The organism is Actinomycetota bacterium (genome assembly GCA_040757835.1).
Taxonomy (GTDB): Bacteria; Actinomycetota; Geothermincolia; order Geothermincolales; family RBG-13-55-18; genus SURF-21.
On the sequence record JBFLWJ010000017.1, the window covers coordinates 1 to 25,927 of the forward strand.

General features: G+C 57.4%; 35 protein-coding genes. 3 read left to right on the forward strand and 32 right to left on the reverse strand.

The genetic code is table 11. The features are described 5' to 3' along the window. Positions 1–124, forward strand: a 124-nt coding sequence (locus AB1384_12310; GenBank protein MEW6555055.1) for a transposase, incomplete at its 5' end; no start/stop codon positions are given. Between the two features lie 67 nt (positions 125–191). On the opposite strand, the gene AB1384_12315 is transcribed toward AB1384_12310, so the two are convergent. The 7 genes from AB1384_12315 to AB1384_12345 form a co-directional block, all read right to left on the reverse strand. Continuing rightward, a complete protein-coding gene (locus tag AB1384_12315; protein ID MEW6555056.1) occupies positions 192–1,484 on the reverse strand; it encodes an ATP-binding protein in 1,293 nt (430 codons plus the stop codon). Between the two features lie 685 nt (positions 1,485–2,169). Beyond that, on the reverse strand, positions 2,170–2,379 hold the full coding sequence (locus AB1384_12320) for a hypothetical protein (GenBank protein MEW6555057.1): 210 nt from the start codon (positions 2,377–2,379) through the stop codon (positions 2,170–2,172). Positions 2,380–2,425: 46 nt separating this feature from the next. Next, positions 2,426–2,665, reverse strand: a complete 240-nt coding sequence (locus AB1384_12325; protein ID MEW6555058.1) for a hypothetical protein — start codon at positions 2,663–2,665, stop codon at positions 2,426–2,428. Positions 2,666–2,691: 26 nt separating this feature from the next. After that, positions 2,692–3,000, reverse strand: a complete 309-nt coding sequence (locus AB1384_12330) for a DUF2958 domain-containing protein (GenBank protein ID MEW6555059.1) — start codon at positions 2,998–3,000, stop codon at positions 2,692–2,694. Between the two features lie 25 nt (positions 3,001–3,025). Then, positions 3,026–3,286 carry a hypothetical protein gene (locus AB1384_12335; protein MEW6555060.1) on the reverse strand — a complete coding sequence of 87 codons (261 nt, stop codon included), beginning with the start codon at positions 3,284–3,286 and terminating at the stop codon, positions 3,026–3,028. Between the two features lie 49 nt (positions 3,287–3,335). Then, complete coding sequence (locus tag AB1384_12340; GenBank protein MEW6555061.1) at positions 3,336–3,554, reverse strand: hypothetical protein; 219 nt, start codon at positions 3,552–3,554, stop codon at positions 3,336–3,338. 12 nt (positions 3,555–3,566) lie between these two features. After that, positions 3,567–3,797: a hypothetical protein gene (locus AB1384_12345; GenBank protein ID MEW6555062.1), complete on the reverse strand. Its 231-nt coding sequence runs from the start codon at positions 3,795–3,797 to the stop codon at positions 3,567–3,569. A gap of 429 nt (positions 3,798–4,226) precedes the next feature. Here AB1384_12345 and AB1384_12350 point away from each other — a divergent pair, with 429 nt between their 5' ends. After that, positions 4,227–4,379, forward strand: coding sequence for a CopG family transcriptional regulator (locus tag AB1384_12350; protein ID MEW6555063.1), 153 nt, complete (start codon positions 4,227–4,229; stop codon positions 4,377–4,379). Positions 4,380–4,397: 18 nt separating this feature from the next. After that, positions 4,398–4,733, forward strand: coding sequence for a hypothetical protein (locus tag AB1384_12355; GenBank protein ID MEW6555064.1), 336 nt, complete (start codon positions 4,398–4,400; stop codon positions 4,731–4,733). A 1-nt stretch (position 4,734) separates the two neighbouring features. Here the strand turns inward: AB1384_12355 and AB1384_12360 are convergent, their stop codons facing one another. The 25 genes from AB1384_12360 to AB1384_12480 all read right to left on the reverse strand — a co-directional run. Further along, positions 4,735–5,478, reverse strand: coding sequence for a hypothetical protein (locus tag AB1384_12360; protein ID MEW6555065.1), 744 nt, complete (start codon positions 5,476–5,478; stop codon positions 4,735–4,737). A gap of 19 nt (positions 5,479–5,497) precedes the next feature. Further along, positions 5,498–7,123: a DNA methyltransferase gene (locus AB1384_12365; GenBank protein ID MEW6555066.1), complete on the reverse strand. Its 1,626-nt coding sequence runs from the start codon at positions 7,121–7,123 to the stop codon at positions 5,498–5,500. Positions 7,124–7,265: 142 nt separating this feature from the next. Then, the gene (locus AB1384_12370) at positions 7,266–7,571 is read right to left on the reverse strand and encodes a hypothetical protein (GenBank protein ID MEW6555067.1); all 306 of its coding nucleotides are present in this window, start codon (positions 7,569–7,571) and stop codon (positions 7,266–7,268) included. Positions 7,572–7,874: 303 nt separating this feature from the next. Further along, the gene (locus tag AB1384_12375; protein ID MEW6555068.1) at positions 7,875–8,666 is read right to left on the reverse strand and encodes a peptidoglycan recognition family protein; all 792 of its coding nucleotides are present in this window, start codon (positions 8,664–8,666) and stop codon (positions 7,875–7,877) included. Between the two features lie 12 nt (positions 8,667–8,678). After that, positions 8,679–9,008 (reverse strand): hypothetical protein, encoded by a 330-nt coding sequence (locus tag AB1384_12380; protein ID MEW6555069.1) that lies wholly within the window; start codon positions 9,006–9,008, stop codon positions 8,679–8,681. Positions 9,009–9,017: 9 nt separating this feature from the next. Then, a complete protein-coding gene (locus AB1384_12385) occupies positions 9,018–9,512 on the reverse strand; it encodes a hypothetical protein (protein MEW6555070.1) in 495 nt (164 codons plus the stop codon). Positions 9,513–9,521: 9 nt separating this feature from the next. Continuing rightward, positions 9,522–11,378, reverse strand: a complete 1,857-nt coding sequence (locus AB1384_12390; protein MEW6555071.1) for a DNRLRE domain-containing protein — start codon at positions 11,376–11,378, stop codon at positions 9,522–9,524. Further along, complete coding sequence (locus AB1384_12395; protein ID MEW6555072.1) at positions 11,378–13,210, reverse strand: hypothetical protein; 1,833 nt, start codon at positions 13,208–13,210, stop codon at positions 11,378–11,380. The genes AB1384_12390 and AB1384_12395 overlap by 1 nt, the downstream gene beginning before the upstream one ends. Beyond that, positions 13,211–13,603 (reverse strand): hypothetical protein, encoded by a 393-nt coding sequence (locus AB1384_12400; GenBank protein ID MEW6555073.1) that lies wholly within the window; start codon positions 13,601–13,603, stop codon positions 13,211–13,213. It lies immediately after the preceding gene. Then, positions 13,590–16,109, reverse strand: coding sequence for a phage tail tape measure protein (locus AB1384_12405; GenBank protein MEW6555074.1), 2,520 nt, complete (start codon positions 16,107–16,109; stop codon positions 13,590–13,592). Before AB1384_12405 ends, AB1384_12400 begins: the two co-directional genes overlap by 14 nt. A 165-nt stretch (positions 16,110–16,274) precedes the next feature. Next, a complete protein-coding gene (locus AB1384_12410) occupies positions 16,275–16,622 on the reverse strand; it encodes a hypothetical protein (GenBank protein ID MEW6555075.1) in 348 nt (115 codons plus the stop codon). Positions 16,623–16,634: 12 nt separating this feature from the next. Next, the gene (locus AB1384_12415) at positions 16,635–17,186 is read right to left on the reverse strand and encodes a hypothetical protein (GenBank protein ID MEW6555076.1); all 552 of its coding nucleotides are present in this window, start codon (positions 17,184–17,186) and stop codon (positions 16,635–16,637) included. Further along, positions 17,186–17,383 carry a hypothetical protein gene (locus AB1384_12420; GenBank protein MEW6555077.1) on the reverse strand — a complete coding sequence of 66 codons (198 nt, stop codon included), beginning with the start codon at positions 17,381–17,383 and terminating at the stop codon, positions 17,186–17,188. The genes AB1384_12415 and AB1384_12420 overlap by 1 nt, the downstream gene beginning before the upstream one ends. A gap of 10 nt (positions 17,384–17,393) precedes the next feature. Continuing rightward, on the reverse strand, positions 17,394–17,753 hold the full coding sequence (locus tag AB1384_12425; protein ID MEW6555078.1) for a DUF3168 domain-containing protein: 360 nt from the start codon (positions 17,751–17,753) through the stop codon (positions 17,394–17,396). Further along, positions 17,750–18,205 (reverse strand): HK97 gp10 family phage protein, encoded by a 456-nt coding sequence (locus AB1384_12430; protein MEW6555079.1) that lies wholly within the window; start codon positions 18,203–18,205, stop codon positions 17,750–17,752. Before AB1384_12430 ends, AB1384_12425 begins: the two co-directional genes overlap by 4 nt. Next, positions 18,198–18,533, reverse strand: a complete 336-nt coding sequence (locus tag AB1384_12435; GenBank protein MEW6555080.1) for a hypothetical protein — start codon at positions 18,531–18,533, stop codon at positions 18,198–18,200. Before AB1384_12435 ends, AB1384_12430 begins: the two co-directional genes overlap by 8 nt. Next, the gene (locus tag AB1384_12440; GenBank protein MEW6555081.1) at positions 18,514–18,900 is read right to left on the reverse strand and encodes a hypothetical protein; all 387 of its coding nucleotides are present in this window, start codon (positions 18,898–18,900) and stop codon (positions 18,514–18,516) included. The genes AB1384_12435 and AB1384_12440 overlap by 20 nt, the downstream gene beginning before the upstream one ends. Next, on the reverse strand, positions 18,900–19,061 hold the full coding sequence (locus AB1384_12445) for a hypothetical protein (protein MEW6555082.1): 162 nt from the start codon (positions 19,059–19,061) through the stop codon (positions 18,900–18,902). The genes AB1384_12440 and AB1384_12445 overlap by 1 nt, the downstream gene beginning before the upstream one ends. Before the next feature lie 65 nt (positions 19,062–19,126). Continuing rightward, the gene (locus AB1384_12450; protein MEW6555083.1) at positions 19,127–20,032 is read right to left on the reverse strand and encodes a Mu-like prophage major head subunit gpT family protein; all 906 of its coding nucleotides are present in this window, start codon (positions 20,030–20,032) and stop codon (positions 19,127–19,129) included. Positions 20,033–20,048: 16 nt separating this feature from the next. Beyond that, a complete protein-coding gene (locus tag AB1384_12455; GenBank protein MEW6555084.1) occupies positions 20,049–20,390 on the reverse strand; it encodes a DUF2190 family protein in 342 nt (113 codons plus the stop codon). Then, positions 20,390–21,427, reverse strand: a complete 1,038-nt coding sequence (locus AB1384_12460; protein ID MEW6555085.1) for a hypothetical protein — start codon at positions 21,425–21,427, stop codon at positions 20,390–20,392. Before AB1384_12460 ends, AB1384_12455 begins: the two co-directional genes overlap by 1 nt. Positions 21,428–22,019: 592 nt before the next feature. Then, positions 22,020–22,226, reverse strand: coding sequence for a hypothetical protein (locus AB1384_12465; protein ID MEW6555086.1), 207 nt, complete (start codon positions 22,224–22,226; stop codon positions 22,020–22,022). Between the two features lie 273 nt (positions 22,227–22,499). Continuing rightward, positions 22,500–23,546: a phage minor head protein gene (locus tag AB1384_12470; GenBank protein ID MEW6555087.1), complete on the reverse strand. Its 1,047-nt coding sequence runs from the start codon at positions 23,544–23,546 to the stop codon at positions 22,500–22,502. Continuing rightward, on the reverse strand, positions 23,546–23,932 hold the full coding sequence (locus AB1384_12475) for a hypothetical protein (protein MEW6555088.1): 387 nt from the start codon (positions 23,930–23,932) through the stop codon (positions 23,546–23,548). The genes AB1384_12470 and AB1384_12475 overlap by 1 nt, the downstream gene beginning before the upstream one ends. Beyond that, positions 23,929–25,927 (reverse strand): hypothetical protein (locus tag AB1384_12480; GenBank protein ID MEW6555089.1); only part of this gene is annotated, 1,999 nt, incomplete at its 5' end. The genes AB1384_12480 and AB1384_12475, both read right to left, overlap by 4 nt.

Here is a 25,927-nt window from a genome sequence, read left to right on the forward strand (position 1 = left end):
CGAGGGAATCAACAACAAAATCAAGGTCATAAAGAGGGTGGCCTATGGGTATAGAGATGAGGAGTACTTCTTCCTGAAGATACGGGGAGCTTTCAGGCCGGCTACCCACACTTCTGGGAGATGAACCAAATTATATTGCTTTCTGTTTCTACCTTCACCGACATGCATCCTGGTTTGTGGTCATATTGCGGTTACGGGAGCATTCGCTCCGCGAGTTTCCGCCTGATCGTCCAGTACCTCCAGTAAGGAATGGCTTCAACCTTAAGGTTGCCGTCCCTGAAGACCGTTTCGAGGTTGGCGGATATGATTAAGCCCCTGCCGATGCCGTACTTCGTCATGAACTTAAACAGAGGCCTTGCATCTCTTGCCTTGATGTCGCTCCTCATCTTTATTTCAATGGGCACAATTCCCTCCTCCGAGGCAAGGACCAGATCGACCTCGTCCTTTTGCGGAGATCTCCAGAAAAACCCGGCCTTGAGCGTGTTCGCGAAGAACTGTTCCGCTAGCGCCAGGAAATCGCTTTCTCCTGAGAGGGCGAAACTGAAAGCCGTGTTAGACGTATAGACCTTGCGCATCTTTTTCTCACTGTTCAGGCGGTTGGAGGAGTAATTATAAAGCTTCCTCACGAGCATGGCATACTCAAGATAAGAGACGTAATCGGAGACTGTTCTCTGGTCATAGCCGAGATCGTTTCCGAGATTCCTGTAGTCGAGGATCATCCCCGGATGTACCGCGAAGACATTCATGCAGCGCTGAAGCAGATCGGCGGACCTGATGGAGAAGCTCTCCGGCAGATCGCGAAAGATCACGCGTTCCAGCAGCCCTTCCCGGAAGTACTTCCTCCTCCGGATATCGTCGAGTTCCAGCGCCTCGATGAAACCACCCGTGATCATAAAATCTTTCAGGCTTCGCTTGATCTCCGTCTCGTAAACTGTTTCCCTTCTGCGGTCGATGTCGATGCTTTTGAAATCCAGGTACTCGTCGAAGTCCAAGGGCTCGATCAGGAATTCGAAAAACCTTCCCGCCAGGCTCTCCTTGCCTCCCTTGGAGAGATTTAATGCCGCGGAGCCGGAGAGAAAGATCTTGACGTTCGGGTTGAGATCGTAAACGATCTTTACCTTATCGGGCCAGCTTTCAAGCTTCTGTATCTCATCCAGGAATAGATATATGCTCCTGCCGCCGGAGACTCTCTCTCCCAACACCTCGGTTTCGTAGGTCTTGAGGATCTCGGCGATATCCTCGCTTTCCTCGTCGAACGAGAAATAGAGGACATGCAGGGGCGAGACGCCCCTCTTCTTCAGCAGCTCCTCGATGATCTGGAACATAAGCGTGGTCTTTCCCGCCCTGCGCAAGCCGTAGAGGATGAGGATTTGCCTGAGGTCGAGGTAGGGCAGGAGCTCCTCAAGGGCCCTTCTCTTCCTGCCTGCAAGGCTCGAGGGCACCTCTCCCGTCCTCCACCAGGGATTGAAGATATAAATATCCATAAAACCTCATTCCTTTGTTATTATTATTTAATAACAGTAACATTATATAGTCATCAGATTAAATCTGCAAACATGGCTTATGACTGCGAAAAAGGTCACGTGTCTTTTTATCAAGACAAGATAATTAGAAACCAGGTCCCGACCATGAGCCTCCAGCCACAGTCCATCTTTTTTGGGAATGGCAGGCAGACAATACCGTGGCTTTGCCCAACAGAAATCCAGCAAGTAATTTCCCTACTCTCCTGTTGGGATTTCTGGTGGTTATCTTGTGGTTACGAGATTTACCGTCTTCGTCTATTCGAAATCAGTTGAGGCGATTATAACCACAATTGCCTGCACTTTTGTCCTTAAGCACTGAGTGGCTCCAAACCGGACACGGTGACAGGTGTGTCCGCGTGTCGTTCAAGGAAAGGTGCTTTACCCGCAAGAATGCTTCGACGTCATGTGGTTACGGCTGAACCGTATCTATCATTATAAGACAGGGTCAGAGTGTACATACTCTGACCTGCTCTTATGTTTGGTGGGCCCAGCAGGACTCGAACCTGCGACACGCGGATTATGAGACAGCTACACCCGGTTTTTTCTCCCAGGTCAGACGCTTGTGTCTACCGTTTAGCTGGGATTTCTTCAACACTACGTTGAGGCACGTTGAGGGAAATGGGACGCAAATCGTACGCTTTTCTGGTCACGACAACTGCCGGATATCCCATTCCTTCAAATCCATGCCGCGGATTTGATCCTTGAAATCTTTTTTCTCAACAAGGCGGGCTTTGCCTTCAGATTGAAAATCCTCATCTGCCAGAATGCCGTAATACACTAAACCAGTCTTCCGGCGCTTAACATGAGCAAAGCCAACAATCTCGTTCTTGTTTTCATCCAGAAGATATTTCCTCATTCTTCCCCCTTTATAGATAACCTCTACTGGATATATTATCCTGCATCTACCCCTCATCGTCCAATTCAAATCCTCCGCCACATAGCCGGTCTTCCATCTCCATGTCCAGGGTGGAGTCCCAGGCTTCCTCGAACACCGGGAGGGCGCAATGATCGTCCACCTCATCGAAACGACCCAGGACCTCGTTCCATTCTTTCCGGGTGACATAGGTATTGCCGTCCTCATGTACCCATCCCTTACCTCGGATATAATGGAGAGTTTCCTTGCACCATTGACAGTAGGTCACTACGCAGCCACCTCCTCCTCGAACATCTATGCTACTGCTTTCCTATGCAGCTCCGATATATGGCAGGGCTTAAACCACAGGTCGCGCTCGATCCCCAGGCCGAAACGGTTGCGGACGGCCTCAATCTCATACAGGCTTGCATATCCCCACTCGTCGTAATCCCCACCAAACGCGGATATGCAGTACCCGTAGAGCATCCGCTGCTCGGGGTCATACTCCGTGGCATAGTAGGTCCAGCGGCCGCAAGGGTCGAACAGCTTGAGATGGACAATGGGATCACCCTCCGCTGCCTGCCCTCCCAGCGCAGGTATCCTCCGCTCTATCTCCTTGGTCATCAGTTTCACGGTCTCCCCTCCTTTGTCAGCGGGCCATCAGGGGCACATAAGGCTTGCCGTACAACTCGTTGAGCGGCTTGCCCTCAGTCAGCCAGGCCTGCTCTTGCTGGCGAGCAAGGTAAATGTGCATCTCAAGCTCCCGGGCTTCCTCCTCGCTACCCACGGTCCTTTCCTCAGCCCTGCTGATGACGAAGTCGTACATGGCTTCGTCCTCTCCACATGCAGAGCAGATAAGGGTCTCGTTGTCGCGTCGCGAGAGCGCGTTCAAGACCTCCTTGTCCCGCATACTGAATTCTCCGCAACGTGGACATTTCTTCATGGTCTCCCCTCTCCTTTCATAGGTAGCTATCGAGGACCAGGCCCATGACCCGGTCTATCCTCGCCTCCACGCCCTCTTGCTCCCGGTAGTTGTTGTGCATGCACGCCGCCAGCTCTACCAACTTGTAACGGTAGGCATGGCTCAAGGTACTATCCGGGTTATCCAGGAGCAGTCTTTCAACCTCCTCGACGATTTGGTCTATCTTGTCGAGCTGTTCTTGAGTCAGATTTTTCATTTGCCCCTCCCTCTATGGCTGCCATTTAGAAGCTGGCCTTAGATACCCTTCGTGGTCAGCGAACATGGAATATCCTGCCACCGACACGGCGCGTCCCCGTGCTGCCGGGTCTTGCAGTAGTAAGTACTTGGGGTCCCGCGTGTTCCGTACCAGCTCGTATCTGGCACCGCGCTTACCGTGAAGGATATAGGGGGCTTCGGGCTTCCCCGTCTCCTCCACTTCAAATCCCAGCAGTTCCAGCATCCCAATCTCCCCTCTCTCGTGACCTGCCTCGTTCAGCTCCGGGAGGTCATCCCCGGTAAGAACAGGGAGCCGGAATATATATAGAGTGGTAGTGGCTCCCCGGTTTCGGCATAGTTGACTTGGTTTGATTCCTTGAGGCGCATGTCCCGCGTTTCCCGGCAGTGGCCCCGAACCGTTAGCGGCATCACCCGCTTTCCGACTTTGGCTCTCCGACCTCTTGGAACTCTCTGTGCTTTTCAAGGTCCTCTTTGTACGTTGTTATGTTATAACTTAACACTACCATAGTATGCTATTACGTCAAGGAGTATTTAAGAAAATTGATGGTGGTTTAGTAGGGCAAACGAAAAAAGTCCAAAGATGCACTTTAAGTTATTGTGTTAGAATGGCATTGACACACGTAAGTTAGTACATGAGAGGAGTGCAATAGCGATGAGCGAGAAAAAGAGGGTTAATATCTATATCAGCGATGATGTCTGGAAACAAGCAAGGCATATCAGCATCGACAACAATATCTCTGTGTCTGAGCTTATAGAGAGACTTCTGGTAGAATACCTGGAGAAGCAAAGCAAGAAAAAAGGTTGATTCTACCGGAGGTGGGAGTTGATAAAGACTACCGTCATCTTTCTTTCCATACTCGTGGCAATCCTGTTGGTGACCAGCAATGTTTTTGCCGTCCTCTACTTCACGAAGGATAGTGGTGTTGACACCACACAGGCTAACACGGTGTGCCTCAGCCAGATGAGATCAATAAAGGCACTCTCGGAGATGTACGCAGCCTTCAGCGACGATTTCTCGTACCCGGACTCATGGATGGATCTTGTGCCTGAGTACCTGGAGGGTGAGCTATACTGTCCTCTCGACGGGTCGGAGTATATCATAGAGTGGAGCTACTACGAGCCGCCGGAGATTAGTTGTCCTAATCATGGGTCTGGATGATCTATTCCTTTGCATAATTCATCGCACATGCTGTCAATGCATGAAGCTGGATCATCATTAGACAATCACCTAAATATTCTAGAAAACCCGGAGTGGCAACTACCATATATTTCTTATCTATGAACACGAGTCCTGCTATGCCTGCAGAGAATGTACCGTGTGAAAGCGCATTTCGAATATGACGAACGTAATCCGAATTTAATAGAGCCCTAATCTGGCCACAACAATGACTCCCAGAATCAATACCTTGTTTTATAAGTTCATTCAGAATTCCTTCGCGCATAAAAACAAGCGCAACATACAGCCGAAGTACTAACGAGCCTTCCACAATCATCGTGAACTTAACAGAATTAGGCATTTCTAGTGCATCTTCAAAAGGTGTTGTCGGCATACCTGAAGCGTCCCTTCTGTCAATCCCCTTGGCAAGGTTAAACCAAAGTACACCTCCCAACAGTTGTTGAAAGTCACGGTGTGATATAGCGATTCCTGAGAATTCACGGAGTACTTCCTCACTCGTTAGCCGTGCAAATAAGTCCTCGAGGATAAGGCTGCAATTGGCGAATTCTGAGCGGAGTCTCCTGTCATCTAATGCCGTCACCAGTAAGTCTAACTCTGCCTTATCGACAGGCATATCCTTTAAATGTTTGCCCACGTTAAATTGCTTTGGTGGACCCTCGCCAGGCCTTCCAAATGTGCCATAGAAATCCCGGAGTATATCTCCGAGGTAGTCGGATGGTATACCCATTCACTAACACACAATCTTCTTAAAATAGCCCTGTCTGGTCCTCTCGCTTCTTAACCTTCTTCTCCGCCTTCTTGAAGGTCTTATCTACCTGCCGGCGGGGTGGCATCTGCAAAGTCTTTCCACCCAGCAACTCCTCAATAGTCAGAATCTGCAGTTTTGGAAACTTGCCGTAATGAGGAGAGTCATAGAACCCAGCCGCAGCCGCTTCCTCCCGCATGGGCTTTGTCGCCGGCTTGAGAGTCACAAAGGCTCCGATAGCGGCCTTCTCCCGCTCCACAACGCCTTTCAGATCGCGGATGTGGCTGGAGTGAATAGTCCCGCCCTTAACCTGGACTACTACCTGTTTAGCCTTCCCGCTATCGTCATCAAAGAAATAGATGTACCCATCAATGCCTGTGTCCGCGCCCTTCTTCTTATCCTGGGCCGGTCGAGCCCCCACCAGGTCGAGAGCCCACCACTCGAATTGAAACTTGTCCTGGCTTGCAAGCTCAACCGCGCCAGGCAAATCCTTGGGGTCTCCGATTACCTCATAGGGCTGAAGGTCATCCGCGAAGTGATCTTCCAGCCGCCGCTTGATAAGGGTAATTGCGAGGTGAGTAATATCAATGCCTATCCAGTGGCGATGAAGGCGCTCGGCAACAGATATGGTAGTCCCGCAACCACAGAAGGGGTCGAGGACAATGTCCCCCTGATTGCTTCTGGCCTCGATTATTCTTTCTAGAAGCATCTCCGGCTTCTGGGTTGGGTAACCGAGACGCTCAGCAGCCTGGGGTTGGACGGGTTTAATATCTGACCATATATCATCTACCGGGGTCCCTTCTTGCTCATCTAAATACCTTTTCAATGCAGGAACCGTGCCGGGCTTACTTTGCACAACGAGCCCTTCATCGTACGCTTTTTGCATGCGGTCTTTTGTCCATCTCCAGACCCTTGTAACCCCCAGAAACTCATAAGTGAGATTCGGCCTGTCTTTGTTCGGATTTGTTAAATCTCCGAGCCTATATTGTCTCCCCGTTTCTGGCTCAATAAAGCGATAGAACTTCTTTATATATTCCGGGTCATGCTCCATGTACTGGGGATTCCAGGTAGGCTTATCGCCCTTCGCATAATGGAGGAGAACGTCATGATTTGATGCAAACCTGGTGAAGGCCAGGCTTTTGGCCGAGGTACGCTTCCAGATGATCTCATTGATGAAATACTTGGGGCTGAAGATAGCATCCATCACCAGCTTAAGGTAATGGCTTGCAGTGGGATCACAATGTAGAAAGATACTACCAGTCGGCTTGAGTACCCTATGAAGCTCCTGCAGCCTAATCGCCATCATGGTGAGGTATGCCATCATGTCATTGTGACCAAGAAACTGGTAAAGAGCCTGCATCAGGTCAGAGAGTTTCTTCGGTGCAGTCTCAACAAGCTCTTGGTAGGTTGCTGCGGCCTTTATGTCCCAATGCCATGTATCCTCGAAGGCCTCAATCTGAGCGGCTGATGATGTTCCATTCTTCTCCTGGTAGAGGACGTTATAAGTGGCCTGGCTATTAAAGGGTGGGTCGAGGTAAACGAGGTCAACACTCTCATCGGATATGTAGTCCCGCATGATGCGTAGGTTGTCACCAAAATAGAGCCTGTTCTTCCAGGAGTCATCCACCATAGCCCACCTCTCAATAGCCGCCTTTCCTATGAGCTATATTAACAGACCATCCATGACAAATAAAAAATAAGCCCCGCCCTCCCGCGCGAGAGGAGACCGTTTCCATGAGAAGAGCGGGAAGGGCGAGGCGTGAGTTTCTCTATATGCTTATTTCGTACAGAGCTTTGATCTTCTCAGTGATGTCAGCGATCAGCTTGACGGTATAGGCAGCGACGAATGCCCCGAACACTCCGGTGAGTGCGCTGGATATGCTACTGTCCAGGCTTGCGATAAGACCAAGCACCACCACCGGGACAACGTACGGCAGTACGTTGTTCTCGATGGTGGCGGCGATCTCCGACCACTTGAAGGTCCCCAACTTAACCGCCCTGGCTATGCCGAGCACCTGGTCTACCAGGAGCATGGCAAGTATTCCCAGTACAGCATAGAGCAGCTCTACGTTCATTTTTCCTCCTTTCCTCACTAAAACAGGCAAAATGTAGGGGCTTAGAACACTTCAAGCCACTATTTGCAGGTTGCTACCATATATTGGAACCCCATTATTTGGTAAAGGAAATGGGGATACACCAGAAATAGTGCGTCTTTACGTTAATGTGTCTTTCTCCATACTATATATATGGGCCACCTGAGAAGGCCCAGGACGGCTGCGTTTTACCTGGTAGGTGTATTTGTATGGGGAACCGAAGTGGGATAACGCAAAAGGGCTGGGTTACCATTATTTTACCATATAGATGCCCCTTCTGAGCACCTAGACACCGACCTCTATAGCAAGGGGCACAGGGCTGTGGATGGTCATGCGGAACTCGCCGCACTCCCCGAAGACCTGGTGGAGGTAGAAGCTGGCTCCACGGTTGTCCTCGTTGTCCCACCCGCCGACCTTGATGGTCTCGGCCTGATTTGCCGGAGCCTTGCCGATGGGGACCCGGTAGGCATAACAGGTATAGGCTCCTCCCGGAGCCTCCGCGAGGATGTCCAGGCGGTGGTTATGGTTGACCCTCCCACACCCATAAACCCTCCACGTGGTCACCTCTCCCGTCTTCTCGTTCACCTGGTCGTAAGACCTGACGATTTCAAACCTCGGCATTTCATCCTCCTTGATAGGCAGTACGTATGGAGCCTGCGCGGACTCCATCATGCGGATAATCCTGGGTATGTCGAGACGGCCTGGACAGCTCGTGTCGTAGAGTTGACCGTGACCGAATATGCGGTCCTTGGGGATGTTGTGCTGCACCAGCAGGCCCGCTCCCGACTTGTACTGGAAGTCGGTGGGATACCAGGGCGTCTCGTCCGGCGTCGAGCCGCAGAAGCAGATCGCCAGCACTCCCGCCCGGTTGTAGCCGGGGCAATGCGTGGGCTGCGCGTCCAGGCTCCGGCCTGGCTCTACCATACCGAAAGCCCGCACCAGGTAGTGGTAGCCGATATACTTCAGCACGTTTGTGCCGCGAGGGATGAACTCCCTGGCCTCGTGCCACTCGTCTACGATGTAGGCGGGTACGTCGTCGCTCAAGGTGTAATGCAACACCGCCATGTCGAATATCATCGCTTCCTCCCTCTAATGGCAGACGACCGAGACGACCAGGGCCGCGAGAGCGAAGAAGGCTGATAGGGCTATGCCCCAGGTCTTTAGCTTGTCACCCCTGGTCCATTTCTTATCCTCCAACCGCTCCACCACGCTCTGGAGCTCGTCGATCTCCTTGTCCATCTCCCCCGTGCATCCGTTGGTGACGTTCATCCTGCGGTGGAGCTCCTTGACGTCGTGCTCCACCACCGACAACCGCACGTTGAGCTGGGAGAGCTGGTCCGTGGTCTTGGCCTGGAACTTGCCTTGGGTGGCTTCCATGCGGTCGAGCTGGTTGACTATCAACTGCGTTGTATCAGGCATGGCTCCCCCTTACGTCGGGTTACTTTTGCGCGGCCCCAGGAGGAGCGCGGTGTAGGCGAAGGACGTGTTGATGGGATAGCTCGGCCCGCCGCTGTCCTTGAAGGTGACGAAGTAACCGGTGGCTGACTCCCCATAGATGGAGCAAGGCTGTATCCCCCATTGGCTCTCTGATCCGGTGGTGTGACCGACAACAAGCGGCGCGCTACTGAAGACGGTGTTGGGAATAGCGACCTGGATGCACATGGAGTTAGGGGATCCCCCTCCCAGCCATATCTTCGTCCAGGTGGCCCCGTCCGCCCCGTTCCCGCTCGCGTTATCCGGGTTGATGAGGTTGGCCCCGTTGAACGACACGATGTAGAGGCCATAGCCCGTCTTCGCTACACAGTTTGCCCCGAGGTACGGTATCAACCTGTCAAACAGGAAATTATCGTTGCTTGGGAGTTTGTTCATCTTGGTGGAGGTAAGCACCTCCTCCGTGGAAAAGCTCACGTTCTCAAATGCCATGTTGCCTCCTTAAACCATGCCTATCTGGACAGCGACGATATCGTGTTTATGGACGGTCACCTGAGCGCCGGTCACGGATTTATAGTCAACGTTGAAGCTGGTAGCGGATCCGGCAGCAACATCGGCCAGGCCGACGAGGGTGACCGTCGAATAGCCCGAGCTGTCGTCTCCGTAGTCCACCTGGGCGATGTTGGTCGAGCCCGCCTGGAGCCTGAGCCTTATCGGCCCCGCGACTCCCAGCGTGGCAATCACAAGGACTCTGGCCGTTCCAGAGCTACCCGCAGGAGTGAGCGAGACTCCACCCCTTGAGACATAGCTGGTGGAGGTCGTATTGGTCACGGTCGCATCCGAGTCCTGCGCCGCCTTCTGCTCTATGTAGCTGTATGCGATATCCTTGATTAGCTTGTGACAGAGAAGCCAGCCTTGGCCCTCCACGTAGTCGTAGGTGTTGGAGCTCGACCCGGAAGTATGCTTGAGATGAGTATGACCATCGGCGTCTATAAGTATATGAGCCACCCCATCCGCCGCCGCGGCCCTCTGGATTTTCAGCTCATTATTGATCGTGAAGCCGGTCGTCCAGGAGCTCCAGTTGCTCGTCTTCCCGCTTCTGGTGACGTAGCGATAGCGCACCTGCCAGGTCAGGCCTGAAGACCCTGAGCTGAATACGTGCATAAAACGGTCAGCTCTGGTCTTAATCGTCGTGGTGCTGGTCTGGTCATAGAGCTGGACTTCATAGCAGTCGAAGTCCACCGGAATAGTCGTTGAGAGGACGATCTCCTTCATGTTGGAGAGGTTGGTCGCATTTATCGTCGGCGCGGCCGCTGGCGCGGAAGGAGTGGCTCCCTGAGAAGGAAGAGTCACCTTGACCGGGATCGCCCACTTGCCAGGGTTGTTGTTGGCGTCTATGTACCTAAAGGTGATGTAATACTCTCCGCCCGGTTTGCCGTAGAACTTCGCCTCTTTGGTCGCGCTCCCCAGTATCTGGCTCTTGTAGGCCTTCTCCCAATACCAGAGCTGGGGTTTGTAGTCGTCGGTCCCGCTCCCACGGTAGTCCCAGGTGACGGCGTTTCCATCCGCCAGGTCCGGCCCGGTGGCAAGGATGGAGAGCCCCGGAGGCGAACCCGACCAGGACCCGTCTCGCATCTCTCGTGCCCGCCTGATGTAGGGGGTGATGTCGAAATAGCTGTAATCGGCAGCGGTGTCGTTGGCCCGATGGTCCAGGGCGTTCTCCTCGTCCGCAGGCTTGGTGTTCCAGGTGACCGTGGACTCGGACCAGCTCGCGGCCTTGTCCATCGGGAATATCTTGAGGTCCAGGGCGTCGTCTTCCGTCCCGTTCTTATGTAGCCTCACCAAGGCGAGAATAGGGCTCGCTGCCCACAGCCCGCTGATCTCCGTGCCGGGGTTATATGTCCCCCAAGCGAAGGCCAAGAGTGCTCTGTATTCGTTCCCAGAGGCGTCGAGACCGGCTTTCATGGTCGTGTCGTATGGAGTGGTGGGGTTGGCCTCATCGACCGTGGCGTCAGCCGAGGCGTAGGCTATAGTGGGGGCCTCCAGCATAGCCACCTCCACCAAACCTTCCCCCTCTACCACCACGTCTACGCCGGCGCGGAGAGCCCCGTCTGAGGCCGTCTCGTAGAAGGTGGAGGCGTCCACGTCCGGGGCGGCGATGATGTCCTGGCGCAGGCCCCGGCTCTGCATCTCGGTGAGGAGCTGGCGCAGATCATAGACCTCGTTCTGGAGTTCCTGGACCAGGGCTTTGACGCCCTCCTCGTCCCAGGCGACCTGGCTCTCGGAGACGGTGCTTCTCGCCACCCTCCCCAGCCTGTTCAGCGATATACGGTTGGCAAACACCCGGTCAAACCCCATTACGTAAACGCTCCTTTCGGGATAAGCTCGATGACGGTCCCGTCCAAGTCCAGGTCGATGGAAAGCACCACGTAGTCGGTAGAGCTAATCCCCATGTAGGTAGAATTGACGGTCACCACGTCCCGAAGCTGGAGGTGAGCCACCGGCTTCTGGAGGGTGAGCCGCAAGACGTCAGCGGCCTTTTTACAGTAATTGAGGAGCTTATTCCCGATGCTCTGGGCCTCGGCGTCCGTCCCGCAGAGTATGGTGATCTCCAACGTCCTGGCGTGGAGGTTGCGTATGCTGGCCTCGTCGCGGGCCTCATAGACCTTCTCTTGGGAAAGAGCCACCGGCCTGCCCCGCAGCCGCATATTGCCGCTCTCGATGACCTGCGTGGACCCGGAGGTGTTGGCGATGCTGACGTTGAGGACGAACCCGTCACAGCTCCATGAGCTCAAGCTGACTCCGGTGGGAGCTTCTTCAAGCTGGGGGCTTTGGATGCGAATGGCGGGGGTCTTATGCAGCGTGAAGACGAACGTCGTCCCTCCCGCAGGTATTGAGAGGTCGCTTCCGAGATGCCACACATCCTCCACCAGGCCCGGCTTCGCTATGGAGTAATGCACCGCAACATGGTTTATCAACCGCTGGTGGATGTAACTGTAATCCTCGATGAGGTCGTCGTTTATCGTCATCACGCTGGAGCCGTACTGGTCCCGGATGTAGACCTGGCCCAGCTCGTCCTCGTAGACCGAGACGCCCAGGTTCCGGCAGGCCTCCATGAGCGCGTTGTCCAGCTTCTGCCTCTGGATGTAAAACCATTGCCACAGGGGGTCGGACGAGAGGGCGGTCGTGATGTTGCTGGCGGCTATGCCCGCATAGGACAACAGCTCCTTGATGATGTAGGAGGTCTTCGCCTTCTCCCACAGCCGGTCGGGACATTCTATGAGCTTGGCGAATTGCAGGGTCGAATAGGCGGTGATGTCCACCGTGTTGGAATCCTCCGTGGGCGCGTCCATGACGAAGACGCCCTGGTCCAGGTGGTGAGCACCGCCGAAACCCTGGTCCACCAGGATGAGCTGGTTCTCCTGCAAGGTGAAGATGTCGAGGATGTTGGCGTTGAAGCCGACGGTAAGCGTATTGATGCCGACACCCGGCGTGGGGTAGGCGGTCTCCGTGGCGTCCCCGCTGGACTTCCGCAGGTTGTAGCTCTCGATGAAAGGGGTTATGTCGTAGGTGCCCGGGGTCCACTCCAGGATGGGCTCAACCTCCATCAGCCGACCGTAGTCGCTCGCGGCCTTGGTAGAGTCGATGCGCGCCCGGAGCTTGAGGATGCTCTTGACCTCTCCCAGGCTTATCTTCTTCTGGTACTCGCCCGCCGCGAAGACCAGGGTGCCGACGGTGACCCAATCCGAGGCCCCATCATACCAGGCCCTCACTACCACCGTCTCGGCCCCGGAATAGACCTGCGTCACCGATACCCTGACCCCGTTGGCGTCCACCGCTGGGTTGTACTCGACATCCACATAAGGCGGGGAAGCGAAGTCGCCGGCAGCGTCGCTCTTTATCGAGGTCCACCAACCGGCGGGACAATGGAGGTCCGCACCGAAAAGCTGGTAGATGTCGAGCTTAGCGGCGGTGTCGAGGACGAGGAACTTGCCCGTCTCCGCGCATATCCCGTCTATCACCTGCCCCTTGCCCAGGTAGGTCTCATCGTGGGAGGCGGAGCCGCTGGTGCTCATGCTCGCCCATTCTGGCAGGTTGAAGTGAGAGGTCTCCAGCACCGAGACGGACATGGTCGGCTTGTGCGCCACCTTGTTGTACTCTGTCGTGTATCCGCTTGCCGGAGTCTGCATTTATATCTCCTCGAAGACGGCCTCGAAGGCCCAGTAAGCCCTTCCGTTCAAGTCCCGCACGAGCCTTCGCCCGGCCCGCTCCAGGTTGACCTCGTAGTCCGTGTAAGCCGCTTCAGCCGTGTACATCCTCAAGGTGTAGGTCTGCGTGGTCCCGGCCCAGGTGCGAAGCTGGTCCGAGCCCACCCCCGCATCCTCGGTGGTGGTGCGGTGGAGGTAGCCCCAGCGGAAGGTAAAGCGTTTCTTTCTGGCCCGCTCTTTGACCTGGAGCTTGCCCGAAAGGGAGCGGGAGCTGCGCCCTATGACCAGAACCTCCTCGTCGTATTCGCGCTCCACGTCGGAGAGGTCGTACCAGGTCTCTCCCACCTTTATCTTGAAGAACCTATACAGGCTCATGCTGCCACCTCCCGTATCCCGCCCTGGGGAGGGCTTTTACCATCTTCTCCGCGAGCTGCCCCACCCAGCGTTCCTCGCCCACAAGGGTATCCACGTGGACGTGCAGGTGGTTCTCGGACATAGCCACCCCGGCCCCTGCCGGCGCGGGCATGGTCAGGGCGAGGTTGCTCTCCAGCTTGGGGATGTTGGCGGAAAAGACGCCCTCCAGGTTGCGGAACATGACCTCGTAGACCTTGGGGACCTTGTAGCTGATGTCCGGGGAAGCGTGGACGGTGAGCCCTCTCTGCGCGGCCTGGCCTATCTCATCGGAGAGCTGCTGGATGGTGGTCTTCTTCTCACGCAGAAGCTGGATGATACCGTCCAGCGTGTTCCGGTAGGAGTCCTTGACCAGGTTCTGGTCGAGCGTGTCCATGCTCATGGCAGTGACCAGGCCGTTGCAGATCTGCTCGGCCTGCTCCACGGTAATCTGCTTGTTGGCGACCAGCACATCCAGGTAATGCTTCATGGTCTCCAGGGCCGAGGCCTGGACCTCCGGGTCGGCGGTGGAAAAGGCCTCTGCCACCAGGTTCCCTACCTCCGCCGCCGCTGCCGGGGCCTCCCCCGACTTCTCCACCAGCCCGGCGATATAGATAGCCATGGACTGTGCGCCCGCCCCCTTGACGGCTGCGTCCTGAGACGTGAGAGCGTTGAGTATAGCCGTAGGGACCACCTGCAAGGAGGTAGCCGCCTCCGTGGCCTTGGCAGGGAGCATCCCCCACTTTGCCATGAGTTCATCCAAGTAGACCTGGAGCTCATCCGCATGTCTTACCGCGTCCCGTGCCGCAACATCGTATTTCGGCCCTTTGGCGGTGAAGGCCGCGGCCTCCAGTCTGAGGTCAGCCACCTTCGCTTTGAGTCCCTCCACGGCGAGCTGCTGGTCGAACATGGCGGTTATCCCGATGTCCTTGGCGTAGAGCCAGGCTCTGCTTATCTGTCCTATCTCGCTCTGATAATGGTCTATCTGTGCCTGCATCTCCGGGGTGATGAGGTCCATCTTGGTGGAGGCGAATGCGCTCACCTGCCCCATGGTGGCGTCCGCGGCCTCCCGGCTTTTGGTGTAACCCTCCGAGGAGGTGACATTCTTGAGCCTCGCCTCTGCTTCGGCAAGAGCTGCGTTAGCCTTGGACAGCTCCCCCCAGAAGTAGGCGATGACCCCAGTGGCCCCAGCGACCGCCCCGCCCAGAGCGAGGTTGCCAAAAGACGCGGCGACCCCGGTGAGAGCCCCCGACGTGTTGTGTAAGGCTCCGGTGATCGAGGAGAACATACCCGACAGCCCGCCCATGTCGCTCATCCATTTGGCGATCTTCACCGCGGCCCAGGCGGATCCGAACATGATGATGGCGTTGCCCGCACCCCCCACCATGTCGGTGAGGTCGAAGAAGACGTTGACGAGGGGCAGCATGCCCTCGACCGCGCTCATGGCGAAATCCATGACCTGGTTTTTCATGATTTCCCATTGCTTGGTCGTGGATTCCCGCATCTCTTCTGCGCTCTTTTCGACTACCCCGGCGGAGTTAGCCAGCTCGCCAGAGAGCGCCTGTAAGGCCTCCGGCCCGGCGTTCACCAGAGCCAGCATCCCGGACAGGGCCTCCGTGCCGAATATCATGGAGTAGGCCTGGTTGCGTACAGACTCGTCCACGCCCATCGACTTCTCCGCCAGGTACTGGAGCATGGATGCGAGGCTGTTGGTGGTTGGGTTGAGCTTTTCCGCCTCCAGGTTGAGCAACTTCATGCCTTCAAGGACCTCTTTGGTGGGGTCCATCAGGCGCACGAAGGTGGCGCGAAGCGTAGTACCCGCCTGCTCTCCCCGAATACCCGCGTTGCCCATGAGCCCCACCGCGGCCACCATATCCTCGATGGATTGCCCGGTGGCTCCGGCGACGGGCGCGATGTACTTTATGGCGTAGGCCAGGTCCTCGAAGTGGAGCATGGACTTGTTCACCGCCAGGGCCATGACGTCGGCGACGTGTGTGGCCTCAGACGCCTCCATGTTGAAGCCACCCAGGGACTTGACCACCATCTCCGCCGCCATACTCATGTCGATGCCGCCGGCGGTAGCCAGGTCGAGCACCGCGGGCATGATAGAGAGCTGCTGGTTCGCGTCCATACCCGCGCTGGAGAGCTCATACATACCTTGCGCGATCTGAGAGGCAGAGAACTCCGTCTCCTTGCTCATATCACGAGCGAGGTCGGTGAGTTTGGAAAACTCCTCCCCTGTAGCTCCTGCCACCACCTTGACCTTCTGCATGGCATCGTCGAACGAGGTGAACTCGTCTATCACCGCCTTGGTGGCGTAGATGGTCCCGCCCAACCCCGCCATACCCATGAGCATCTTGGCGGTGTCCATGCCCTTCGACTGTATGTTGTTAAAGGTCCCGGTGAGCCTGCTCTGAGCCTGGTCCAGCTCACTGGTATCCACGCCGTAACGGACAAGTAGTCTACCCAGGATTCCGGCTTCAGCCGTCATGGTCTCATCCTTTCGTGAGGAATCGCGCTACCGCCTCCACGCCCCCTGGAGAAGAAGGCTCCCCGGCCTCATAGCGGTTATGTGCGGCGATAAGCGAAGCGAGCTTGGCTGGGGTCGAGTGCCAGAAGATATCCTCCGAGAGGTAGCGGCAGCAGAAATAGTAGATCAGGGGCCAGTCGGGTTTTCTCCGTCCGGCCCCTCTTGTTCTTTTTTTAGGCTGTCCGAGGGGTTGAAGGCATCCATAAGCGCGGCGGAGAGTTTGACGTTGACCTCTGCCATGCGGGGCAACGGCAGCAGCTTCCCGGCTTCCTCCAGCGTGATCTCCGGGTGATGCTCACGTAGCCCCGCCCACAGCATGGCCCTGGTGGAGCGGTAGCCTGGGGGAAGCTCCCCCGCCTCTACCGTACCCACCAGCTCCTCCAGCTCGCACAGGCAATTCATGGTGAACTCCACCTTGTACGTACCGTCCGCCAGCTCTATATCGTGGACTTTGTCCTTTATCTCCTCGAACATATAGCCTCCTTATCAGGCGATAGCGGCAGCGGTCTCGTTGGCCACCAGGTCGTAGAAGCTGTCGTTGCTCGCACAGGGAATTCCCTTGGCGGAGAAGGACACCGTGCGGTAGTCCTCTCCTTTGGCCCCCATCTCGTGGTTCGTGACCTTGCATTTGTAGCAGACGAAATGCAGGTCTGCGTCCTCGTCGTCTACCTCCACCACTTGAGCTTCGATCTTGAAGTAGGTGAGCACGTCCGCGCCCGCCCTGGCGTAGGTCTTCTTGATGTTGGGGGTGGTCCCGCTCTCCGTGGTGGCCCCTCCCAGGAGCACCGGGAGCACGTCCAGGCTTATTTTGGCGTGGACCGCGCTTACTTCCAGGCTCTTGAGCTTGGACCTGATGTCCAGGGTCACATCGTCGCCCTGGAGCTCCTTCTCCTCGATGTTGAAGCGCACCGTGACCTCCTGGATACCCGGAACGTCCACCGAGGTGTCGTAGGTGGGCGACGAGCCGGAGTCCGCGGTCATCTTGGCGATCTTGCAGTCCTTCACGCCGAACACGTGAGTAACATTGTCGAAAGCCATTACTTTACCTCCTTGATTTCCTCCAGCACGAAATCGTGCTCATCTTGCTCTTTCTCGTAGGGAGCGTAATGGTCCGGGAACCGGCGAATGGCGTCTGCCCCCACGCTCTCCGGAACCTCGATGACCATTTCCTTGACCCTGTATTCCTTGCCCGCGATAACGACGCGGGAGCAGGGCCTCAACACTTTCACCTTCATGCGTTACCTCCTAAAGCCTGGTCAATATGGAGAAGTCCAGCACCTTGACGTGCTTCAGGCTGTTGTGGTCGAAGAGGTCCACATCCGAGACCAGCTTGACGATGCCCGGAACCCCCCTCATGGCCGACCTCACAGCTTCCGCTATATCTTCAAGGCCGCTCTCCGCCCATATCTTGACCTCGATGCGCGGGCGGACAAGAAAAGATACCCCATCCGCCAACTCCTCCGCCCCCCCCACCTGCCGAAAGGTGATGAGGGGGTAGGTGGGCTTCTCCGGGGGCCACGAGAGGTAGATACGGTCCCCGACATAGCCCTGCACCGTTGCGTCCTCCGCAAGGGCAGAATAGACGGCCTGCTTTATCGCTTTCATTTTCCGCTCACTCCTCTCGCCAGCTTGTCCAGCTCCGACCTCGCGGCAGGAGCTACCTCCTCAAACGAGGGACGCATATAGGGCTGCTCCTCGGTGCCGTGGGCGGCTATCTTGCGAGCGATGGGATAAGCGGCGTCCTCGTCCCCGATGACCCGCTGTGCCCACAGTTTCAGGGGGTCGAGGGGCGGAAAGTGGGCGGAGGCCCCGAACTCCACCGGGGTCGCGTATTCCTCCTCCGCCACCACGTCCACAGTGAAGGGGCCGCTCTGCTCCGTGTGGATGCTGGTCTTGAGCCTGCCGAAGGCGACCGGGACCCGCTCCTTAGCCCGCTCCTCTGTGTCCAGAGCGGCCTTGGCGAGTATCTGTTGGGTCCTGGCCTTGACCGCCGACAGTATTTTCTGGTTATTGACGAGCACCTGGGGGATACCCTCAATGCGTATCGGTTTAGACATTCTTCACCCACGCCTCCTTGTGATGCCTTACCCCGCCCGGCTCCCAGACCTCCAGAACCTCATAGGAGATACCCGCCACCTCCACGGTGTCCCCCTGGCGCAGGTCCACGCCTGGCTCCAACCATAGCTTGTGCGAGGGAAGGTCCACTATGCCCTGCTCGGCATAAACGTTAGGGGAGCCGCTGTAACGGAAGGTGTCGAGCCGTGCGGGCGTCGAGGTGATGAGGGTAAGGGAGCTCGTAAACTCCCCCGTATCGGTCCGAGAGCGCGTATGACGGTAGATTACAGCGGAAGTGTTGAGAAGGGTGTTAAATATAGCCGAGGTCAAACTCTACCACCTCCACGCCCCCCCCAGTCTCGGCCCGGAGCCTCATGGCATCCAGCTTGAGCTGGAGCTCGGAGTCTTTGTCCAGGACCTTCTCGAATGACGCGGAGAAGTCCCCTATCTTGAGGTTCACGGCCCCGGCGTACTCGGCGTTGCGTTGACGCAGGGTCCAGAAACCCCCCACCACGCGGGCGCAGAGCATCCGCAGGGTGTTACCGTCGAGCACCAAGCTACCCAGGTCGGTCGTCCCGCAGTATTCGGTCATCCAGGCGGAAGCATCCTCACACAGCTTGTCCACGTCGATCTGTTCCTCGGCGGTGAAGGAAAGTCCGGAGTACCGCTCCACGTCCTCGTAGGTCGCGTAAGCCATTACTTCTTACCTCCCTTCGCGGGAGCCTTGGCTTTAGCGAAGGCCTGCATATTCTTAGCGACCTGCTCCAGGGTCACTCCGACCTTCTGGAGCGTCTCGTATATAGCAGCCAGGTAGAGCTGCTCTGTGGTCACGGGTTCCGGCAGTTGTTTTTCAGCCATATCAACCTCCGGGTAAGAAGAGAGGGGGCCCAAAAGGGGCCCCCTCCGGTTCGTTCGATGCTCTATCAGGTCACGCTGACCTTGAGCAGGGCGTTGGCGTTGATACGCGCGCCCCCGAAGACGTGGCGGACCTTGTACACGTAGGAGTCCGTGTCGAAGTCCAGCTCCTCGGAGCTGTCCGTCTTCTTGCGGAGCATGGCGGGGGTGTCCCTGTAGCCGCGCAGGAACGCCAGCTCGATGCCGGGAAGCACCGCCGGATCCGCCGCCAGATACCAGTCGTTGGTGTCCGCGAGGAACGGCTCGATGATCGGGTCCAGGGCGTTCTCCAGGGTGTTCTTGTTGCCGAATACCGCATCGGTGTCGCCCCTCACGACGATGAGGGTGGAGTTGATAAGCTCCATGGCGGTCCACTTGAGCGCGGGCGGCACTATGAGGAACTTGGGCTCTATCCCCAGCGGCTCTCCCGTGGTCGCGTCCACCCGAGTGATGAACTCGGTGATCGCAGCCTCCAGGGAGGCCTTCGCCAATGCGCTGGTCACCGTAGAGGACGCGGTGGTTCCGACCAGAAGCGCGGTAGCGAACTTAGCAACGGTCCGGCGCGCGGCGCGGCCGATGCTGTCCACCATGCGGTTGACTCCAGCCAGGTCATCGTTTCTCACCATCTCCCAGGGGACGGTGAGCTGCTTGCCGTACTTGCACACGCGGTAGGCCGACGCGCTCTCGTCGAACTTCGCTTCCCTGTACTCCTCACCTTCCAGGAGCTTGTCCAGGTCTCCGGCTTCAGTGAGCGTGATGATGTTCTGGTTCTTGAAGTCGTTGACCTCTATGATGTCGCAGTACTTGGCGTACTCTCCCGGCACCCCTGCGTACGCCTTCTGGAGACGCTTGTGCATATTGGAACCCAGGAGGTTGGCGAAGTCGTCCGAGCCCACCGCCTCGCGGATGTCGCGTAGGGTTTCCAGTTTAGCCATATCTATTCACCTCCTCCTACTTCAACAGGACCTCGATGGTCGCGGTCTGACCGGAGCCGACGGTCCCCAGCGCGTAGCCGAACAGGACCCCGGTCGCCTTCTTGGAGAGCTTGGGAGTGTCCGCCTCCACGTAGTAGATGGCGTCCCCCACGGCCACCGCGCTGTTGCCGCTCCCGTCGATGCCCTTGACGGAGAGGTCGGCGGAGCCGTTGCGCTTGAGGGTGATGTTCCCGTCCGCGTCCGTGTCGATGAGAGCGACACCGGTTATCTGGCCCACGGCCACCGGGTCGCCGGAGGACCTGGACGCAGAGGCTACCTTGATCTGGTCACCCTTGGGGTACTTGATGTTCGTAGCCATTACTTATCCTCCTTGTCTTCTTTCACTCCCATCCAGGAAGCCAACAGGTCCTCGGCCTCCTTGATGATCGCGGGTGCCTCGTCCTTCCTGGGGCTTCCGAGTCCGGTTATCTTCCCGGCTTCCGTGACTTTGGACAGGTACTCCTTCTCCGACTTGATGGCCGCGTCTACTGCTTCGACGAATTTCTCCATGTTCTCGTACTGCCCCTCCAGGATGGAGCGGACCCGCTCCTTGGTCACCTCCGGCAGGTCACACCCGGAGAGCTTGCCCTCCATGACCTGCTCGCGGTCGCGCCTTTCCAGGCGAGCCGTGAGCTCGTCGATCTTGGCGTCCCTGCTGGAGATAGCCTCCTTCAGCTCATTGAGCTTTTCCTCCATTTTCTGCTTCGCCTCCTTGACCTTTTCCTTGTCCCCATAGACCTTCTGCTCGACCTCGTTGCGGAGCTCCTCACGGAATCCCTCCTTGAACTCGTCCAGAAGCTCTGGGTACGCTTCCTTCAATTCCTCCAGGGTCTTTATCATCAGACCTTCCTCCTTTCCTTCCAGCAACTCCTTGAACCGGCCACCGGCGGCTTGCTCGGTGACCACATCTACCGACTTGACCTTCTCAATGGACTCCACCACCTGCACCGGGCCGTCGGCCTGGCGCGTAATGCGGGTAAGGCCGAGAATGTTGTGGGACAGCCCCACCAGGTCCCGGCCCGTGCTGATGGACTCCTCGATGAGTGGGCATATCTCATCCTGATGCTTCACCACCACCAGCTCAGCGGTCATGTCCGCCTGGACGTTTTCCAGGTAGCCGACCAGGTCCCTAACGGACCTCTCCGGCCTCTGCACGTCCTCCACCTTGGTGGGGTGGTCCAGGTAAACCTTCGCGCCCTCATAGAGAGCGTGGGCCTGTTCCATGACTCCCTTGGGGTAGACCCGGCGGTTGGCCCCCACCTTGTCCGCCTCCAGGACCTGGACGCGGTAGCGGGGCTTGTCGCCCTCGACCTTCACGGCCTCCCGCAGGGAGGTGAAGTGGGTAAGCTCTTTCACGCTTTCGGTTGCACCTCCTTCCCGAAACTGCTTGAGGCACACCGCCACGCGCTGGTCCCGGTTGGGAAACTCCCCCTCCAACGCAGTCATGCAGCGCGCCATGAAATCCGATTCTTTCTCACCGCTGTTAGGCGTAGGTAACGGCATCTTTATCCCTCCAATAAAACAAGGCCCCAGAACCCGCTTATGCGGATCCGAGGCCGCCCAGGACGGGCGCGATTGTCAGCGTTGGCAGAAAAGGATTAGGCTAAACCCTTCTTTTCTCACCTTTCCGTATTGGCTGAGATGTCTCCCAGCTCCGACAAGATTCTTCTCAACAGCTTAATAATCTCGTCGAGCTTCTGTCTCAAGTCGCCGTCCATTCTCGGTCTCCCCCTTTATTTCTTCTTTCTCAAATCGAGCTCGCGACCAAATTTCTCCGCTTCGAGAGGGTCCGTCTTAAGTATGTTGAAACATGACTGACAGACCATTGCCTTGCGATGTATTCTTACAACACCTTCAGGTGTTCTTTCGGAACCATCCCAGTGAACCAGGATGTCCTCCTCGTAGCATCTCTCACATGTCCCTGTTGGCATAACAATCCCCCTTAAGTCTAAGACCGGGGCTTCCTTGCCGTTCGTGTTTCAACTTTAGGCTCTGGGAGTGTCGTTACTGCCTGCTCGATTCTCGCAAGTTTTTCGATGATGGTGTCAAGCTGTTCGCTAATCGTCTGAAGGATACCGCCGCCGATGTCCGGCGTTTCTGGTAAAGAAAACTCTCCCTTTTGCGCGATATTATCCATGTCTTCCAATATGCCCATCGGTCTCCCCTTTCCCTAACCAATAGCCCCTAACCATGGTCGAGAGAACGTTCCCACCTCAAAGATGTAGTCTGTGCTCTCCTTCAACCTTCTCGCCAAGTGATCTATGGTATCGTCCGGCCCCCAAATCCAACGGAGCTTGAGCTGGTAATCCAGACCATAGTGGATGAGGGTCAGTCCGTCATCTTCATACAGGAAGCGGTTTACCCGCTCCCGGAGGTTCCAGTTCACCCATTCCGGGTCTTGAAACTCAATCCACTTCATGCCGCTATTTTACAGCCCGCCAGCGACATTCCGCAGGTCCCTGACCGCGGTGATCGAGGAGCCCGCACCGTAGAGGTGGTCCCAATCCACCAGGCCGTCTTTCCACATCCCCCAGCGGGTAGGCCCCATCATCTGCCTCTGTACCCCGTCTGGGAGCCCCTCGAACCAGCTCCTGGCGTCCGTGAAGGGGATTTGCTCATTACGGTGAGTAAACGGGTCCCTGGCCCGGCGTATATACGGGGGCTGCTGACCGTGGTAGCCCAGCTCCTCCCAGGAGGGGGTTATCGCGGTGAAGGTGCAGCGTCCCATGACGTGGTCGTCCATGGGGTCCTGGAGCTGGTAGACCTTGCCGTCCTGGGCGAGGCAGGCCACGCAGGTCCGGGTGTCCAGGGTGACCAGACGCCGTTTCGCCTGCACCAGGCCCTCGTACTGGGCGTAGGTCCAATCACACGCCGTGTTGGAGGCCCGGATGATCTCCGTGCGAGCTATCATCTCCGCCCGATAGCGGCTGATGTCCGCGGTGCCCTGGAGCCTCATCATCAGAGGGTGAATACCCTCCCCGCGCATGGCCCCGATGGCGAGCTGGTCCATCATCTCGTCCGCGACCTCGGGGGCGATGAATCCCAGCCGTTCCGAGAAGTGGACCCCCTCCCACTTGCGGTTGAGGATAGCCGTAACCACCTCCGGCCACATCCGGTCCAGGGCTATGCTGAAGCCTGGCGGCAATATGGCCTCCACACTCATGCCATATTTCTGCAAGTAGCGCGTGGCTGCTCTGTCCACCTCGCGGTCGAGCATCTTAGAGACGCTCTCCGAGTAGTCGGAGAGGATGGAGTCTATCTGTGCCCGCAAGGACAAGGCGCGACCGGCCCCATAGAGAGCCGAGGTGTTGACCGTCCCATCCGACCCGGCGATGCGGTAGAGATAGCGCACCAGGTCCCGCTCCAGCTCCTCCCAGGCCTGGCGATAGAGCCTGACCGCGTCCTTGCCCACCCTGGCCTCCACCCGCTTGAGGTCCTCCTGTATCTTGCGGGCTATCTCCCAGTTGCTGTTCATCACAAGTCCTCGATGAGCGAGTCCTTCAACTCCAGGATGCCCTGCTGGACGCTGGTGGGGTTAAGGGTGTATGCCTCGTTCGTTGAGACGATGTCATCGGAGTACATTACCTCGTAACGGTAGTCGCCGACGGGCAGGCCCTGGGTGTCCTCCGGGTCGAAATGAATCCTGTACTTGCCCGCAGGCGAGTCGGTAATAACGATGCCACCTCCAGGAATCGACATCTTGGTTATGCCCTTCTCGACGTTATCGGGGTCCAGCACGTTCACCATCATGAACATAATCCCAGCCGGGCTCGCCAGGGACATGACGTTGCCGTCGGAATCCTTCGCCACGCCGTCTATGTCCAGGGTCCGATAACGCTGAATCGTGAAGTCAGTCCTCATAGGTTAATCCTCCTCAATGCTCCACCTATCAGGTTGAGCTTCTTCGACGCTTCGCCCTCCAGGTCTATGACCTCGACCGCGCCGCCCACCCAATCCGGGGGTCGGTCCGTTACGTAGGCCCGGAGGTTGAGGTTGACCACCGGGACCAGGATGGCTCCCTCGCAGACGGTGTGTATGCCCGGACCTGTCGCCGCGAGAGCGGTGTCCGCAGCCGGGCAGACGACCTGGGAGCCTCCGGTGAACTCCGGCGCGCCCACATCCGCCGTCATGGCGATACAGGGAACCAGTATCACCGTAGTCTCCTGCGCGTAGACCGCCGGGGCCGGTGAACCCGCGTCCATCCCGACTACCGGAACCTGGGTCTCGGCCTGGCGGGTCGCGGCTATCTCCGGCGCGTAGGTAGCCCCGCTCATGTCCGGGGCCGGGGCCTGGGCCTTGAAGCCCCCCGTCACGAAGGGGTTGACCACGGCCAGGTCCGCTCCCGCAACGGGTACACTCACGCTCACGTTCCTCTGGGCGTTGACCGTAGGGGCAACAACCGCGAGCGAAGCATCGACCGCCGGGACCTGGACCCCCATGGAGCCCTGGGTGTAGACCGCTGGAGCCAAGGGAGCCATGCTCGCATCGAGGCCAGGCACGGTCACCCCTACGTTCCTCTGTGCCGTGATGTTGGGTATGGGCGCAGAAGCCGCCGTATTAGGCGTGGGAGCCGCCGTGACGGCCCCACCCGCGATGGCAGGGTTAGTGGTAGCAACCGATACAACCGGGCTTGGAGCGGCTATGGACACGTTGCGTATAGCCGTGATATCTGGGGCCGGAATAGCTCCGCCCGTATCCGGGCAAGGCACCTGTGCCGCAGCGTTGCGTACCGCCACGACGCCGGGTACGGTTACAGCCCCGCTAATATCCGGGCAGGGGACCTCAACGGTCGCGTTCCCCGCCACCGTGACCGCAGGCACGAGGCAGGCGGCGGTTGCCCCCGCCACGGGCGAACCCGTAGCCGTCCAGCCGAAGGTGTCCGCTATCGTCACGTACGAAAGGTCGGAGCACAGCCGCTTCTGGATGCGGTCGTTCCCGCTGTCGGCCAACCAGAGGTAGGTCCCGTCCGTATGTATGCCTGCCGGGAGATAGAACTGGTCATTCCCCGTGCCTTGAGTGCCGATCTTCGCCACGTAGGACCAGTCCGACAGGAGCCGCTTTACGATGCGGTTGTTGTCATGGTCAGAGACATAGACATATATCTCATCTATTGCACAAGCGACCGGCTGAGCGAAGTTGTTGTCCCCATAACCGTTGCTGCCATACTTCCCGACAAAGGAGTAATTCGACAGGTTAAACCATTGAAAGCGGTGGTTGCCACCGTCCGCGACATAGACATAGCTGCCATAGACGGTGCAGCCCATAGGCGTATTGAACTGGCCGTCACCAGAGCCGTACTCACCAAAGGCCCCGACCCAGGAGTAGTCGTCCAGGTCCCAGACCGTCACTCGGCTGTGCATGGTATCGACCACAAAGATCTGGCCATTGGTCGCGTCTATGGCGATCCCGCACGGCGAGTTGATCTTACCGTCCTCCACCACCCACGGATAACTGAACTCACCGAACTGGTCCACGTAGGACAGGTCGTCCAGATCGAAGACCTGGACGCGATGGTTGTAGCGGTCGACGACATAGATATAGCCACTATAGACGGCGCAGGTAATCGGGATCGTGAACAGGCCGTTCCCCGACCCGCTGCCGCCGAACTTGCCCTTGTATGAGAAGTCGGTATCCTTGAGCTTGATGATCCGGTGGTTCTGCTCCGGGACAAAGACGTTGCCGCTTCCATCAGGGCAGCAATCGGTAGGGTGGTTAAACTCATTGGTACCGGTAGCCGAAACCTCCGGGGCCAGGGCCGCGGCGCTCATGTCCAGGGCCGGGACGTTGACCCTAGTGAGCATCTCCACCGCCGGCACGTCCGCGGCCAAGCTCATGTCCAGGGCCGGGACGTTGACC